Annotated in this window: 14 protein-coding genes; 7 read left to right on the top strand and 7 right to left on the bottom strand. The window is 60.7% G+C overall.

The window, feature by feature from the left end; all coding sequences use genetic code 11:
- Positions 1-6 precede the first annotated feature (6 nt).
- On the top strand, positions 7-1416 hold the full coding sequence (locus OU997_RS01240; RefSeq protein ID WP_267808626.1) for a sigma-54-dependent transcriptional regulator: 1410 nt from the start codon (positions 7-9) through the stop codon (positions 1414-1416).
- 79 nt (positions 1417-1495) lie between these two features.
- Here OU997_RS01240 and lapD read toward each other — a convergent pair whose 3' ends face one another.
- The 4 genes from lapD to OU997_RS01220 form a co-directional block, all read right to left on the bottom strand.
- Positions 1496-3445 (bottom strand): cyclic di-GMP receptor LapD, encoded by a 1950-nt coding sequence (gene lapD, locus OU997_RS01235; protein WP_108487333.1) that lies wholly within the window; start codon positions 3443-3445, stop codon positions 1496-1498.
- Between the two features lie 9 nt (positions 3446-3454).
- Positions 3455-4147 (bottom strand): cysteine protease LapG, encoded by a 693-nt coding sequence (gene lapG / locus OU997_RS01230; protein ID WP_108487334.1) that lies wholly within the window; start codon positions 4145-4147, stop codon positions 3455-3457.
- 112 nt (positions 4148-4259) lie between these two features.
- Entirely contained in the window at positions 4260-4658 is a 399-nt protein-coding gene (locus OU997_RS01225) for a YbaN family protein (RefSeq protein WP_108487335.1), read from the bottom strand.
- 9 nt (positions 4659-4667) lie between these two features.
- Complete coding sequence (locus OU997_RS01220; RefSeq protein ID WP_267808625.1) at positions 4668-5255, bottom strand: YecA family protein; 588 nt, start codon at positions 5253-5255, stop codon at positions 4668-4670.
- A 166-nt stretch (positions 5256-5421) separates the two neighbouring features.
- Here OU997_RS01220 and recQ point away from each other — a divergent pair, with 166 nt between their 5' ends.
- From recQ to OU997_RS01190, 6 genes are all read left to right on the top strand, one after another.
- Positions 5422-7548: a DNA helicase RecQ gene (gene recQ, locus OU997_RS01215; RefSeq protein WP_108487337.1), complete on the top strand. Its 2127-nt coding sequence runs from the start codon at positions 5422-5424 to the stop codon at positions 7546-7548.
- A 100-nt stretch (positions 7549-7648) separates the two neighbouring features.
- Positions 7649-8812, top strand: coding sequence for a diguanylate cyclase (locus OU997_RS01210; protein ID WP_108487338.1), 1164 nt, complete (start codon positions 7649-7651; stop codon positions 8810-8812).
- 122 nt (positions 8813-8934) lie between these two features.
- Positions 8935-9951, top strand: a complete 1017-nt coding sequence (locus OU997_RS01205; protein WP_108487339.1) for a DUF2804 domain-containing protein — start codon at positions 8935-8937, stop codon at positions 9949-9951.
- Between the two features lie 104 nt (positions 9952-10055).
- Positions 10056-10490 (top strand): MarR family transcriptional regulator, encoded by a 435-nt coding sequence (locus OU997_RS01200; protein WP_108487340.1) that lies wholly within the window; start codon positions 10056-10058, stop codon positions 10488-10490.
- Positions 10490-11893 (top strand): DHA2 family efflux MFS transporter permease subunit, encoded by a 1404-nt coding sequence (locus OU997_RS01195; protein ID WP_267808624.1) that lies wholly within the window; start codon positions 10490-10492, stop codon positions 11891-11893. The genes OU997_RS01200 and OU997_RS01195 overlap by 1 nt, the downstream gene beginning before the upstream one ends.
- 208 nt (positions 11894-12101) lie before the next feature.
- The gene (locus OU997_RS01190) at positions 12102-12389 is read left to right on the top strand and encodes a SelT/SelW/SelH family protein (protein ID WP_108487342.1); all 288 of its coding nucleotides are present in this window, start codon (positions 12102-12104) and stop codon (positions 12387-12389) included.
- Here the strand turns inward: OU997_RS01190 and OU997_RS01185 are convergent, their stop codons facing one another.
- The 3 genes from OU997_RS01185 to OU997_RS01175 form a co-directional block, all read right to left on the bottom strand.
- Positions 12390-13241, bottom strand: a complete 852-nt coding sequence (locus tag OU997_RS01185; protein WP_108487343.1) for a DMT family transporter — start codon at positions 13239-13241, stop codon at positions 12390-12392.
- Positions 13238-13573 carry a tRNA-binding protein gene (locus OU997_RS01180; RefSeq protein ID WP_108487344.1) on the bottom strand — a complete coding sequence of 112 codons (336 nt, stop codon included), beginning with the start codon at positions 13571-13573 and terminating at the stop codon, positions 13238-13240. Before OU997_RS01180 ends, OU997_RS01185 begins: the two co-directional genes overlap by 4 nt.
- Positions 13574-13655: 82 nt before the next feature.
- Positions 13656-14408 (bottom strand): AraC family transcriptional regulator, encoded by a 753-nt coding sequence (locus tag OU997_RS01175; protein WP_267808623.1) that lies wholly within the window; start codon positions 14406-14408, stop codon positions 13656-13658.
- Positions 14409-14473: the final 65 nt, after the last annotated feature.

Here is a 14473-nt window from a genome sequence, read left to right as displayed (position 1 = left end):
CCAGCCATGGCGAGCAAAATTCTTTTGGTCGAAGATGATCGCGCGCTGCGCGAGGCGCTGGGCGATACCCTGGCGCTGGGTGGGCATGATTACCGGGCGGTGGAGTGCGCCGAAGCGGCGCTGTTGGCGATTGCCGAAGAGCCGTTTGGCCTGGTGGTCAGTGACGTGAACATGCCTGGCATGGATGGCCATCAGTTACTGGCGCAGATTCGCCAGCGTCAGCCGCAATTGCCGGTGCTGCTTATGACGGCTTTCGGTGCCGTGGAACGGGCGGTGGATGCCATGCGCCAGGGCGCGGCGGATTACCTGGTCAAGCCATTTGAACCGAAGGCCTTGCTGACGCTGGTTGATCGGCATGCATTGGGTCGGGTTTCTGTTAGCGAGCAGGACGGCCCGGTTGCCGAAGAACCCGCCAGCGTGCAGCTGTTGGCTTTGGCCACGCGGGTGGCGCAGAGCGATTCCACGGTATTGATTACGGGCGAGTCTGGTACCGGTAAAGAGGTGCTGGCGCGCTTTATCCACCAGCAGTCGCCGCGTGGCAGCAAACCCTTTATCGCCATCAACTGTGCGGCGATTCCGGACAACATGCTCGAGGCCACACTGTTCGGCCACGAGAAGGGCGCATTCACCGGGGCAATTGCCAGTACGCCGGGCAAATTCGAGCTGGCCGAAGGTGGCACCATTCTGCTCGACGAAATTTCTGAAATGCCACTGGGGTTGCAGGCCAAGCTGCTGCGCGTACTGCAAGAACGTGAGGTGGAACGGGTTGGCGCGCGCAAGCCGATTATTCTAGATATCCGCGTGCTGGCCACCAGTAACCGTGACTTGGCCGCAGAAGTGGCGGCGGGGCGCTTCCGTGAAGACCTTTACTATCGTCTGTCGGTGTTCCCACTGGCCTGGCGACCGCTGCGTGAGCGCCCGGCGGACATCGTGCCTTTGGCCGAACGCTTGTTGGCCAAATATGTGAAAAAAATGAATCACGCGCCGATTCGGCTTTCCCCGCAGGCGCAGATGAGCCTGATGAGCCATAGCTGGCCGGGCAATGTGCGCGAGCTGGATAACGCTATTCAGCGCGCATTGATCCTGCAGCAGGGCGGGCTGATTCAGCCCCAGGATCTTTGCCTGCTGGCACCTATTGGTTCGGCGGTTACGCCGCCTGCGCCGTCGCCGCTGTTGGCTGTGGTGGTCAATAGCACGCCTGCGCCGCAGGACGCCTCGCCGGCTGAAGCTGGCGCGTTGGGCGATGATCTGCGTCGGCATGAGTTCCAGATGATCATCGATACACTGCGCGCCGAGCGTGGTCGTCGCAAGGAAGCCGCCGAGCGCCTGGGTATTAGCCCGCGCACCTTGCGCTACAAGCTGGCGCAGATGCGTGATGCCGGGATGGATGTGGAAGGTTATCTGTTTGCCAGCTGAACCGCTGTGGATGGGCTCTAAGCGCTGTACTTGAATCGGGGTAGGCTGTACAGCGGACTACCCCGTTTGCGTTGGCGGATCAGTCTTTCCACGGTTCTGGCGCGCCCAGTAGGCGGCCCATTGCACCATATAGCCCCAGCTCCTTGAGCACTGCCAGCTCGCCCTCGGTTTCCACCATTTCCGCAATCAATGGCAGGTCGATGCTATTGGTGGCGCGGAACACTGCCTCGATAAACATGCGCTTGTCGCCTTCCTGGTCGATGGCGCGGATATAGGTGCCGTCGAGTTTCAGGTAGGCCAGGCCCAGGTGGGTCAGGTTGCCGATCAGGCTGAAACGTCCACCAAAGTGTTGCAGGCCCAGGCTGAAACCGGTATCGCGGATGCTCTGGCTAAGGGCTTCCAGCTCCGCGGCCGGTGGCAGGTGGCGTTCGTCCACTTCCAGCGTCAGCAGGTTGGCCTGCTGTGGGTGCTGGCGAAGAATGTCGAACATGCGTTTGAGCGTTTCGCTGTCGCGCAGGGTGGCCGCCGATAAGCTGAGTGCCAGCGGCGCCGCATGCTGGCTGAGATGGGCCAGGCAGTGTTCGAGCATGGCCAGGTCAAAGCGCGCAGTCCAGCCCAGGCGCTCAATCCAGGGCAGGAAGCGGCCGGCAGCAATGGCTTCGCCCTGTGGATCAAGCAGGCGCGCCAGCACTTTGAGGTGGAGTGTCTGTTGACGATCAGCACACCGCGTGACCGGTTGGAAATACAGTTGCAGCTTGCGCTTGTTCAGCGCGTCGTCGATCCAGGTACGCCATTCGTGCAGGCCCTGAGCCGGTTGTGTGTGGTAATCATCCAGACGTACCCAGTCGCGGCTCGGATCATTCTGCGCTTGTGCCAGGGCCTGATCCGCGCGGCTGATAACGTGGCCGGGTTCTTCGCCTGGACGGAAGGCGGCAATGCCCATATGGGCGACTGGCGTACAATCGCTGGCGCCCGTCTGGCGTAGACTTTCCAGGCCGCTGTGCAACTCACCGGCAAGCAGGTCAGCTTCTTCGCTGCCAATCCCAGGGGCCAGCAGGCTAAATTCGCCGCCGCGGCTGCGTGAGGCCAACCAGCTGGCGCGCTGGGTTTTATTGAGCAGGCGCTTGAGCAGTTCGCCAATAGCGGCAATCAAGGCGTCGGTCTGTTGGCCGCCCAGGCGCTGGTTCAGCCCGCCGAGATCGTTAACCCTTAATAGAATCAGGTAGCCATCGGCATTTTGTTCGTTGATAACCAGTTGGTGAGCCAGGCGAATATCGAACAAGCGGCGGTTGGCCAAACCTGTGATGCTGTCCTGATAGGCCTCTTCGCGCAGTTTTTCGCTGCGCGCGGCCTCTTCAGCGAACAGGGTTTTCAGCTTTTCCACCATCTGGTTCATGGCGGTTACCACGCGCTTGAGTTCAGGGGTGCGCGGCACTTTGGGCAGGGTAAGAAACTCACGGCGAGAAATGGCCTGGGCCTGCTGCACCATGTTATCCAGGGGGCGCAGTTGGGTGCGCAGCAGCCAGCCGCCGAGTACGGCGCTGACCAGCCCGCAGAGCAGCAGCCAGAGCAGGCTGCCGATGGCGCTGTCCCAGAGTTTGGCCAGGGCGAATTGCGGGTGGCTGAGCACCTCGACCCGCGCGGCCTGTTCCCAGCCGCGCATGATCAGCGCATCGCCGCCCTGGGGCTGCAGGTTCACCAACTCGCTGAACCAGGCGGGGACGGTTTCGGCGCTGGCATCGTCGCTGCGTCGTTCGACTATCACTTGGTCATTGGGGATGTGCACCACACGGATGCTGGTGAAATAGCCGCTGTCGAAGATCGAGCTGACCATCAGTTCGATCATTGCCGGATCATCCACGTGCGGTGTCATCGACAGGCCCAGTGCGGTTGCGGCGTCCTGCGCGTGGGAGCGCAGCTGGCTGAGCAGTTGTTCGCGGGAGCTTTCCACTCCGGCGATAAAACTCCCAGTAAAGGCCACGACCAGGAACAGGCAGATGGCGAGAAATAGCTGCTTGAGTAGAGACATAGGTTCCTCCTAGCCTTCGCCGATGGCGAAGCCCTCCGTGCGCATTTTTTTCAAGATGTCCTGCCAGCGCGAGAGCTTTTTGGAATCGCTCTTTTTGCTATTGGAGCCTGCGAGATAGAGCCCTTCGGCATTGAATGCATAGACCGGCAGCAGGTCTTTGCGCTGCGAGGCGGGTTTTATTTCATTGATCAGGTTGTCCAGCACCAGTGGTTCGGCACCGGGGCTGGCGTAGTAGGTCAGCACCATATGCGCCTGGTTGTAATTGAGTGCCTTGACGTAAGTGATGCGCAGCTTGTCGCTGGGAATGCCGAGGCGGCGCAGGGTGAAATACTTGGCGATGGAATAGTCTTCGCAGTCGCCGGCACCCTTGACCAGCATCTCGATGGGGGTGGCCCAGTAGTCGTTCTGTTTCCACAGACGAATATCATCGGTGAAGCGTATTTGCCGGTTGAAGAAGCGATTGACCTCGCTGAGTTTGTCTCTTTCGCTGCTGCTGCCACTGGCCTTGATTTGTGCTTCCCAGGCCAGGATGCGCTGTTTGGCGGCGCCGAGGCTGCCGTAGCGGCTTTCGGCATTTTTCAGGATCACGCCGAAGTCCCAGTTGGCCAGCGCGCTGGCCAGACCCAGCAGGAGTGCACTGCAGCCCAACGCGGCGCGCTTGAGCGATATTGAATTAAGGCTGCAGTACTGACGGGCTGGCATTTAAAACGCCTCGACCAGAGATCGAGCAAGTCTAGGTGCTGCCTATGCATTTTGCCGTATTTCGGCTGTGAATCCGCACCGGCCACCCCCCCGACGAGGGCGGCGTGCGCCGCTAGGATTTGATCAGGGTCTTCTGCCTGAGGATATACAGGCTGACCAGCACCGCGCTGGTCAACATAAAGGCTCGTGCCCAGAACAGTGGCACCAGGTAGCACGACAGGCCGATGCTCAGCCACATCAGGCTGATGGCGTAGACCTTGCCCTTGAGCGGAATGCCCTGGCCTTCGAGGTAGTCGACGATCCATGGGCCAAGCTGGCGGTGATTGACCAGCCACAGGTAGAAGCGCTTCGAGCTGCGCATAAAACAGGCGGCCGCCAGCAGTAGAAAAGGCGTGGTAGGCAGGACTGGGAGGAAAATACCAACCACTCCCAGCGCCACGCTCAGCCAGCCGATGGCCAGCAGAGCATAGCGAAGGGCAGGGTTACGCTGCTCCTGAATCTCACGCGCCATGGCGCGTGCTTAGTGGTGGCGCGGTTTCAGAAGGGCCGGTTTTTCTTCCGGCGCATTGCACAGCAGGAACAGGGCGGTCAGCAGCTCGGGAATCTGATCAATCATGCTGTCGACCAGATCGCGGTCGCGGGCGATTTCAGCGAACTCGGGTTGCTCGTCGAACAGGCCGGAGCCGACCATGATCGGCAGCAGCAACTCGCTGACTTCATCTTCGGCATCGTCGAACCACACCGCCTCACGCAGAAACACGCCTTCCATGAAACCGATGCACCAGCCGCGCAGGTCGGAGTCGTCGGGCTCATCACCCAAGTCGAGCTCACACGGTACTTCCGGCTCATCATCGCTGGCCAGTTGGCGGGCGATATGGTTTTGCAGCTGAATCAGGGTCGCTTCGATCTCTTCACGTTCGGCATCACTGCGGTAATGCGGCGGTTCGGAGAACAGCGCGTCGATCCACTCGCGCTCGGGGACCTTTTCCGGGCAGATCGACAGGGCTGTCAGGTAGCCATGGGCGGCGATGTAGTCCAGTGCCTCTTCATGCAGCTCATCGGCATCGAGGAAGGCTTGCAGGCGGGAGAGTTGCTCGGCGAAGGACATCGGGGGCTACCTTGAGGGAGTAAACGAGGCTGAATTCTAGTCTAGAGCGGCCACAGCGGCCATAGCCGCAGGCCATGGTGGGTGAAATTCGGATCAAACTCCACCAGGCCTGCGCGTGCTCAAGTGGCACTTGCGTATAATGCGCGGCTTGTTTCGGAGACCTTTCATGCTCGAACACGCGCAACGCATCCTCAAAGACGTCTTCGGCTACGACAGCTTTCGTGGCCGTCAGGGGGCGATTATCGAGCGTGTGGCCAGTGGTGGCGATGCCCTGGTGCTGATGCCCACTGGCGGTGGCAAATCGCTGTGCTTTCAGGTGCCAGCGCTGCTGCGTGATGGCCTGGCCGTGGTGGTATCGCCGCTGATTGCGCTGATGGATGATCAGGTCGCCACCCTTGATGAGCTGGGCGTGGCCGCGGTGGCGCTGAACTCGACCTTGAGCGCCGATGAGCAGCGCGAGATCGCCGAGCGAATAAAGCGCGGCGAAATCAAGATGCTCTACCTGGCCCCTGAACGGCTGGTGCAGCCGCGCATGCTGGCGTTTCTGGAGAATCTGCAGATTGCCCTGTTCGCCATTGACGAGGCGCACTGCGTGTCGCAGTGGGGGCATGATTTCCGCCCGGAGTATTTGCAGCTGGGGCAACTGGCCGAGCTGTTCCCCAATGTGCCGCGTATTGCCCTGACTGCCACGGCGGACATGCGCACCCGCGAGGAAATCGTCCAGCGCCTGCATCTGCAGAATGCCGAGCGTTTTCTGTCGAGCTTCGATCGACCAAACATCTTCTACCGCATCGTGCCCAAGGAACAGCCGCGCAAGCAGTTGCTGAGCTTCCTCACGGCACGCAAGGGCGATGCTGGCATCGTCTACTGCCTGTCGCGCAAGAAGGTCGAGGAGGTCGCTTCCTTCCTGTCCGAGCAGGGTTTCCCGGCTTTGCCCTATCACGCTGGCCTGGCCAATGAGCTGCGTGCTTATCACCAGAGGCGCTTTCTCAACGAGGAAGGGCTGATCATGGTGGCGACCATTGCCTTCGGCATGGGCATCGACAAGCCCAACGTGCGGTTTGTCGCCCATCTCGATCTGCCGAAATCCCTGGAAGCCTATTACCAGGAAACCGGACGTGCCGGGCGCGATGGTCTGCCGGCGGACGCCTGGATGGCCTACGGCCTGCAGGATGTGATTTTCCTCAAACAGATGCTCAATAACTCCGAGGGTGACGAGCGGCACAAGCGCGTTGAGCAGCACAAACTCGATGCCATGCTGGCGCTCTGTGAGGAGACCCGCTGCCGACGCCAGGCGTTGCTTGCCTACTTCGACGAAGACATGCCGCAGCCCTGCGGGCATTGCGACAACTGCATCGATGGCGTGCAGACCTGGGATGCCACCGAGCCGGCGCGTCAGGCGCTGTCGGCGATTTACCGGACCGGCCAGCGCTATGGGGTGGGGCATCTGGTTGATGTCCTGCTCGGGCGCGATAACGAGAAAATCCGCGCTGTGGGGCATCAACACCTGGCGGTGTTCGGCATTGGCAAGGCACTGGTCGAAGGGGAGTGGCGCTCGTTATTCCGTCAGCTGGTGGCGCGTGGCTTGGCGGATGTTGATCTGGAAGGCTTTGGGGGGCTGCGTCTCTCTGACAGTTGCCGGCCTTTGCTCAAAGGTGAGGTCAGCCTGCAGCTGCGTCGGGATCTGAAACCGCAACAAAGTGCCAAGGCCTCCAGCAGTGCCGCCAGCCAACTGGTGCGTGGAGAGGAGCGTGGTCAGTGGGAAGCGCTGCGTGCCTTGCGGCGCAAACTGGCGGAAGAGCATGGTGTGCCGCCTTATGTAATCTTCCCCGATGCCACCTTGCTGGAGATGTTGCGCAGCCAGCCCAGTACCCTGGCTGAGATGGCGCGGGTCAGTGGGGTTGGTGCGCGCAAGCTTGAGCGCTATGGCGAGGCATTCCTTGAGGTGCTCGGCGCGGCTGATGAGGCGCCGCGCGCGGTGCTTGATCTGCGTCACGAACTGGTCAGTCTGGCCCGTGCCGGTATGACCCCGGCGCAGATTGCCGGACAGCTCAACTGCAGTGAAAAGAATGTCTACGGTCTGCTGGCCGAAGCCATCGCGAGGCAGCAGTTGTCGCTGGAGCAGGCGCTGGATGTGCCCGAGGCTTTACTGGGTGAAATACAGGACGCTTTCCTCGATGGCGAGGGTGAACTGCCGCCGGTGGCGGCGATCAGCGAGCAGTTTGCCGGACGGGTTGAGCTGGGCATCCTGCACTGCGTGCGTGCGGCCTTGCAGGCGGAATTTGAGGCCTGATTGTTGCCTGCTGCGTCACCCGGCATCAAAGAGGCTCGCGCTTGTGGGCCTGGGTTTGAGCGGCTAAGGTGGGGTTAGCCATCCTGCTGCAGAGGTTCCGGTGTCACTCCCCCATGCCTGGCTAGATGATGTCCGCCCCAACCCATATGCCGATCAATTGGCATCGGGGTTTCGTTTGTTGCGTTTTTCTCGACCGCTTGAGCAGGAGTATCGCGATTACCTGCGCGATGACACTTATGAGCTCAAGCGCATTGCGCTGACGGTAGGCATTCTGGTCTGGCTGGCTTTCGCGGCATTTGATTTTGCCCTGATCAAAACGTCCGAAGTCTGGTGGATGCTGGCCATCCGCATGTCGGTATTCCTGCTGCTCTGTGTCTTTGGCGGATTATTGATTCAGCGCAAGTACATTCATTTGCTGCAACCGCTGAGTCTGGTCTGTGTGCTGGCACTCGGGGTCTCCGCGGCGCTGGTGGTGGGGATTGCGCACCGTGTGGATCCGGATTACCCCTACGAGGGGCTGCTGCTGATCTGTATGGCCGCCTATTTTCTGGTTGGCCTACGCCTGGCCGAAGCTCTGTATTGTTCATTGCTGGTGATGCTGATCTATGTGCTGGTGGAGGTGGTCATGGATGGCATTGACCTGCCCCGGTTGATCAACAACACCTTGTTTCTGGTGTTCGGCAACTTGATTGGTGCGGTGGGTTGCTACCTGCTGGAGTTCAAGTCGCGTGAGCATTTCCTGATTAGTCGGCTGATGCGGGTGTGGGCTGATCATGACAGCCTGACCGGCTTGCACAATCGGCGTAGCTTTAATCGTCAGTTCGAGCGGCTGTGGCGGCAGGCCAAGCGTGAGGAGCGCTGTCTGGCATTGCTGCTGTGTGATGTCGACCATTTCAAAGCGTATAACGATCGCTATGGCCACCAGGCCGGCGACAACGTGCTGCAGCGCATCGGCAGTCTCTTGCAGGACGCTGCACGGCGGCCCTTGGACATGGCCGTGCGCCTGGGCGGTGAAGAGTTCGCCGTGTTGCTGTATGACATCAGCGAGGCCGAGGCACGCAATCACGCCGAGGCTTTGCGTCTGACCCTGCAGGCCCTGAGCATCGAGCACACGGCTTCCGACACGGCGAATGTGTTGACCATGTCGATTGGTATTGCCTGCATTCAACCGGGCGAAGGTGGGGCGCTGGCGCAGTTGTATGAGCATGCCGATCGCGCGCTGTATGAAGCCAAGGCGTTTGGCCGCAATCAGGTGGTGGCCTGAGGCCGTGCTGCGTTGCGTGCCGGGTGGCCGATTTTGCCGCTGTGCTTGGCGCGTGCGGTGAATGCTGGCGTATGAGTCCCGGTGCTAGCATCCACGGCAGTTTCCTTTAGTGAAGTGCATCCATGGACCGACTGATTCAAGCCAACGGCCAGCCGCATTACGGCATTTTCCCCGCCGCTCCAGCGCTGATCAATTACCGTGATTTCGACTTCCGCTCGCCCATGGGGCGCAAGCTGGGTGCGCTAGCTAAATGGCGGCGTTTTCATCAGTTTCAGTATTTTGGCCTGATCAGTGACGAGCTGATTGGTGGCTGTGCTCTGGCCAATCTCAGCCTGCTGGGCGTGGGGTTTGTCTATCTGTTCCACCCGGCAAGTGGGCGCATGATTGAGCGGCAGTTCAAGCTGCCGCTGGGCTTTGGCAGTCAGTTCTCCCAGACCCCGAATCAGGGCGTGTGCGAGGTGCATTTTGGGCGTAACGTGCTGCGTTTGGAAAACAGCGCCTCTTCGCGGGAAAAGCGTTTGCTGGTGGAGCTGGATGATGGCACGCGTATCGATGCCTGTTTCTCCGAGGCAGAGCCTGCTTTTCAGCCGATGTGCATCAACACGCCTACGGCAGTCAATGGGTGGGTCTATGCGCAGAAAGTCGCGGGAGTCCGTTGCTCGGGCCAGGTACGCAGTGCGTTGGGGGATTTCGATCTGGCGCAAATCGGCGCCTTTGCTCACCACGACTGGTCGGCCGGCTACATGCGCCCCGAAACGCATTGGAACTGGGCGTGTCTGTCCGGTCTGGCGGGCGAGCAGCGGGTGGGACTGAACCTGTCCTGCGGAGTCAATGAAACCAGCTTTACCGAGAACTGCTTCTGGCTGGATGGTGAGCTGCTCAAGGTGGATACGGTACGCTTTGTCTTCGACCGTGATCTGCCACTGCAGCCCTGGACGATCACCTCCCATGATGGCCAGGTAGAGTTGCAGTTTGAGGGCCGTGGTCTGCACAAGGAGCGGCTGAATGTCGGGCTGTTGGCGAGTAATTTCAAACAGATTTTCGGTCAATTCAACGGCGTGTTGCGTCCATTCGGCCGGCCTTCGGTGCCGATCGACAACCTCTGGGGGTTTGTCGAAGACCAGTATGTTAAGTGGTGAAACACGTGTTAGAGGTGGTTCTAGTCCTTTGCAGACTTGCCTCGGTAAAGAGGTTATGGTTAGCTGGCTAATAATTAGTTTTTTATAGTTAAGAGCCGTTGTCCATGTCGCACACCGATCAACACCGTTTTGCCATGCAAGTCGCCCAATTGTCACGCGCCTGGCGCGCCGAACTGGACCGTCGCCTGGTCGGCCTGGGCTTGTCGCAGGCGCGCTGGCTGGTGCTGTTGCACCTGGGACGTTTTGCTGAACTGCCAACCCAGCGTGAACTGGCGCAGAGTGTTGGCGTCGAGGGCCCGACCCTGGCGCGTCTGCTCGACAGTCTGGAGGCCCAGGGGCTGGTCAGCCGTCAGGCTGTACCGGAAGACCGCCGCGCCAAGAAGATCGCCCTTAGCCCGCAGGCACGTCCGCTGATTGAAAAGATCGAAGCGATCTCCGCACAGCTGCGTAAGGAGGTCTTCGCGGGCATCGACGAAGACGAGCTACGGCGTTGCCAGAAGGTCCATGCCCAGGTGTTGAGTAACCTGGAAAAACACTGATGGGCGATGACCTGCAGACGCTGCAACAGCGCTTCGGTCCGCGTTATCCGCAGTGGCTGCTGGCGTTGTTGATGGTCGGCAGCATGGCCATGGTGCTGGCCTCTACCAGCATCAATGTCGCCTTGCCGGCGATCATGGCGGACTTTGCCATCGGTCGGCCGCTGGCGCAGTGGTTGTCCACCGGTTTTCTCGCGTCCATGACGGCGGGTCTGTTATTGGCCGCTTGGGCCCATGCGCGTTTTGGTGCGCGGCGTACGGCGCAGTTCGGCCTGTTGCTGTTTATCCTCAGTTCACTGCTGGCGCTGTTAAGCCATGCGGCCTGGCAACTGATCACGCTGCGTATCGTGCAGGGGCTGTGTGCCGGGATTGTTCAGCCACTGGCCATGGTGCTGATTTTCCGTGTATTTGCTGAAGGTGGCCGCGGTATGGCGCTCGGCCTGTATGGCCTGGGCGTGATGCTGGCCCCGTCGTTGGGGCCGGCCATTGGCGGCTATCTGGTCGATCATTTCGGCTGGGCTGCAATATTCTGGATGCCTTTGCCGATGTGCATGCTGGCGCTGCTGACCGGACAATGGCTGTTGCCGAGTGCCCGAGCGCGCAGCGCCCAGCGCCTCGATCTGCTGGCCTTTATCTGCTTGTGCGTATTCATCTTTGCGGCCCTGGGTTTTTTGGCTGAAGCCCAGCGTTTTACCTGGAGTGCACCGCGTGTTTGGCTACCGGGTGCGCTAGCGCTGATGGCCGTGCTGCTGTTTGTGCAGCGCAGTCGAGGGGCTTCACAGCCGCTCTTGCCTCTGGCGTTGTGGCGGCATCCCGGGTTTCGCAGTGCCAGCTGGGTGGCTCTGACCCTGGGATTGGGCCTGTACGGTTCGACTTACCTTATTCCGCTTTACCTGCAGACCGTGGACGGTTTCAGTGCCGGACAGGCTGGCATGCTGTTGTTGCCAGCTGGATTGCTGATGGGGATGGCGTCCTTTCTCGGCGGCTGGCTCAGTGATCGGTTGTCGGCGGCTGTGCTGCTGAGCACCGGGCTGCTGATTTTTGCGCTGTCGGCTGCCGGGTTGGCCTGGGTCGAGCAGGGTGCGTCCTTTCTGCTGCTGTGCTTCTGGACTTGTGTCGGGCGCATCGGTCTGGGCATCCTGCTGCCGGCCTTGAGCACGGGTTCGCTGGATATTCTCAGTGCCGATGAGCTGGCTCAGGGGGCCGGAGCCATCACCTTCGTACGCCAGTTGGGCGGTGCTTTTGGGGTCAATCTGCTGACCTTCTTTCTGGAGTGGCGGCACAGCGCCGAGGGCGGTGATCAGTGGGCTGAACTGCTGGCTTTCAAGCAGAGTTTCTGGCTGGTAGCGGGCGTGTTCGCACTGACTGTTTTTGCCGCCTGGGGGGTAAGGTCAAAGCAACGCTGATTGTCTGGGGTGTCACTCTAGGTGTTTGTGCGCCGCGACTCGTCGAGACTCAGCCGGAGGGTGGCGAGCCTGTCCATCCGAGGCTGTTATATCGCTCATGCTCTGCAATGAGTGTGCAGTCGAACCCCTTGCAAGGTTTAGCGTCCCGGCGTTGAAGTATCGTGCGTACTGTGGCGTATGATCGTCCCACCTGTTCTGAGACGTGCCCATGTCCAGCCATAAAGTCGAAGTAATCATCACCTATTGCACTCAGTGCCAGTGGCTGCTGCGCGCCGCTTGGCTGGCTCAGGAACTGCTCTCGACGTTCACCGATGACCTGGCCCGAGTCAGCCTGGAGCCCGGCACCGGTGGTGTGTTTCGTATCACCTGCGATGGGGTGCAGCTCTGGGAACGCAAGGTCGATGGTGGCTTTCCGGAAGCCAAAGTACTGAAACAGCGCTTGCGCGATCAGATCGATCCGGCGCGGGATCTGGGTCACAACGACCGCAGCCATTGATCACTTGGCCATTCGCGCCGACAGAAAGATCGCGCTGACAATCAGCAGCCCGCCCGCCAGCATGCGCAGGGTTGGCACCTCACTGAACAGCAGCCAGGCGAAGGCAATACCATAGATCGGCTCCAGGGCGAAAATCACTGCTGTGGTGCGTGCTGTGAGTACCCGCAGGCTGGCGACGAACAGGCTGTGCGCCAGGCCCGTGCAGAAGATCCCAAGCATGGCCATCCACAACCAGTCCTGAGCCTGCACGCTGGGCAGCGTCGGCCAGGCCAGCGGCAGGAATACCAGCAGCACGGTGAGGTTCTGGTACAGCGCCGCCTGGACTGGATCTATACCACGGGTGCTGGCGCGGTTGAGCAGCGACAGCAGGGCGAATAGCAGGCCGGAAAGTACTGCCCAGAGCAGGCCGTTGGTGGCCTGGCTGCTCAGGTCGAAATGCGGGGTGACCAGCACCAGACCCAGACAGACCAGCGCCACCATGGCGTATTCGACTGGTCGCGTGCGTTCTTTGAACAGCAAACCCTCCAGCAGCACGGTAAAGGCTGGAAAACTGGCAAAGCCGAGGGTGGCGATGGCCACGCCAGAGATATGCACAGACTCGAAAAAACTCCACCAGTGACCGCCAAGCAGTAAGCCGCCGAGGGCCAGCAGGCTGGCCTGGCGCAGACCAAGGCGGACCAGGCGCGCGTTACTGATCAGCTTGGCGAACAGCAGCAAAGCGGCCACGGCGAATACTGCGCGGCCGGCGGAGATCATCTGCGGGGTGGTGCTGGCCAGTTTGCCGAAGATGCCGGACAGGCCAAACAGCAGGGCGCCCAGATGGATCGCCCACAGTGCATTTCGTTGCTTCATGCCAGGCGTGCACCGTTCGGAACAGGATGCTCAAAGCTCGCCAGCACCACCTTGTTGTCGGCGTCGTACACGCCGGTTACCAGTATTTCCGAGCGCACCCCGGCCACCCGCTTGACCGCAAAATTGCACACGCAAAGGACCTGACGGCCGACCAGATGGGCGCATGGGTAGTGGGCCGTAAGCTGTGCGCTGGACTGCTTGATGCCCAGCTGGCCAAGATCGACTTGCAGCACGTAGGCCGGTTTATTGGCGTTCACATTGACCTCGGCCGACAGCACGGTGCCAACGCGCAGCTCGACCCGTTGAAAGTCTTCCCATTGGATTTGTTGCATTGCAGCGCTCCTCGGACTGATGGCAGCAGTCTAGGGCGCGATCAGGCAGAAGTCTGTCGCAGGACTTGCGGCGTTTGTCGCGTTACTCGCGGTGCAGGCGCAAGGCACGGGCGGAGCAGCCGAACTGCCGGGTCAACGCTGCGGTAAAGGCGCTTTGCGAGCTGTAGCCCACGCGTGCGGCGATTTCGCCAATCGCCAGGTTGCTGTTCTGCAGCAGTTGCCGCGCCAGCTGCAGGCGACGGCGGCGGACATAGTCCATGGGGGTTTGCCCGGTTTCGCTGAGGAAGTGCACATGAAAGCGTGCTGCTGACAGTCCGGCCAGGCGCGCTAAATCGTCGACCTGCAGTGGATAAGCCGCGTGCTGATCGATATGTACATCCAGCGCTGCCAGCGGCAGGCGATTGACTGTCTGGGCTGGCGTCTCGCCATTGGCCAGGCTGGCTAAAAGCAAAGCAGCGCCTTGTTGGGCAATCACCGGGTCATTGATTGGGCTGGCGGCCAGCCAACTGACCAACTGGCTCTGCGCAGGGGTGAGGCTGACGGCGGTGGGTTTATCCAACAGGCGGCGGGTGGCATCCAGATGCCGGCCCAGCTGTTGCTGCAGCCAGCGCTCGTCCGGTACATCGAGCACCAGGCAATGGCTGCCGTCTTTGCTGCCGCAGGCGTGCTGAGCATCACTGGGCACCACGGCCAGGGTCTGACGGGTGATCTGGCTGCCCTGACCGGCCACTTCAAACTCCAGCAAGCCGCTCAGGCCGAAGACCAGCTGCGCATGGTCATGGCTGTGGCTGAGCAGTTCATGGCTGTAGTGACGCAGCGAAAGCAGCGAGTGCATGGTGGGCTCCTTGATCGGTTGGCCAGTTTATACCCTTTGATGCATGTCACCGAATTGCCACGGCC

Source organism: Pseudomonas sp. SL4(2022) (assembly GCF_026625725.1).
Taxonomy (GTDB): domain Bacteria; phylum Pseudomonadota; class Gammaproteobacteria; order Pseudomonadales; family Pseudomonadaceae; genus Aquipseudomonas.
Note: the sequence above shows the minus strand (reverse complement) of the source record. Positions and strands in the feature narration are given on the sequence as shown.

Coding starts and splice junctions, on each gene's coding strand:
- recQ (WP_108487337.1), top strand. CDS start 5,422: ATGCTCGAACACGCGCAACGCATCCTCAAAGACGTCTTCGGCTACGAC.
- OU997_RS01225 (WP_108487335.1), bottom strand. CDS start 4,658: ATGGCGCGTGAGATTCAGGAGCAGCGTAACCCTGCCCTTCGCTATGCT.
- OU997_RS01200 (WP_108487340.1), top strand. CDS start 10,056: ATGTCGCACACCGATCAACACCGTTTTGCCATGCAAGTCGCCCAATTG.
- OU997_RS01185 (WP_108487343.1), bottom strand. CDS start 13,241: ATGAAGCAACGAAATGCACTGTGGGCGATCCATCTGGGCGCCCTGCTG.
- lapG (WP_108487334.1), bottom strand. CDS start 4,147: ATGCCAGCCCGTCAGTACTGCAGCCTTAATTCAATATCGCTCAAGCGC.
- OU997_RS01190 (WP_108487342.1), top strand. CDS start 12,102: ATGTCCAGCCATAAAGTCGAAGTAATCATCACCTATTGCACTCAGTGC.
- OU997_RS01240 (WP_267808626.1), top strand. CDS start 7: ATGGCGAGCAAAATTCTTTTGGTCGAAGATGATCGCGCGCTGCGCGAG.
- OU997_RS01180 (WP_108487344.1), bottom strand. CDS start 13,573: ATGCAACAAATCCAATGGGAAGACTTTCAACGGGTCGAGCTGCGCGTT.
- OU997_RS01205 (WP_108487339.1), top strand. CDS start 8,935: ATGGACCGACTGATTCAAGCCAACGGCCAGCCGCATTACGGCATTTTC.
- OU997_RS01195 (WP_267808624.1), top strand. CDS start 10,490: ATGGGCGATGACCTGCAGACGCTGCAACAGCGCTTCGGTCCGCGTTAT.
- OU997_RS01175 (WP_267808623.1), bottom strand. CDS start 14,408: ATGCACTCGCTGCTTTCGCTGCGTCACTACAGCCATGAACTGCTCAGC.
- OU997_RS01220 (WP_267808625.1), bottom strand. CDS start 5,255: ATGTCCTTCGCCGAGCAACTCTCCCGCCTGCAAGCCTTCCTCGATGCC.
- lapD (WP_108487333.1), bottom strand. CDS start 3,445: ATGTCTCTACTCAAGCAGCTATTTCTCGCCATCTGCCTGTTCCTGGTC.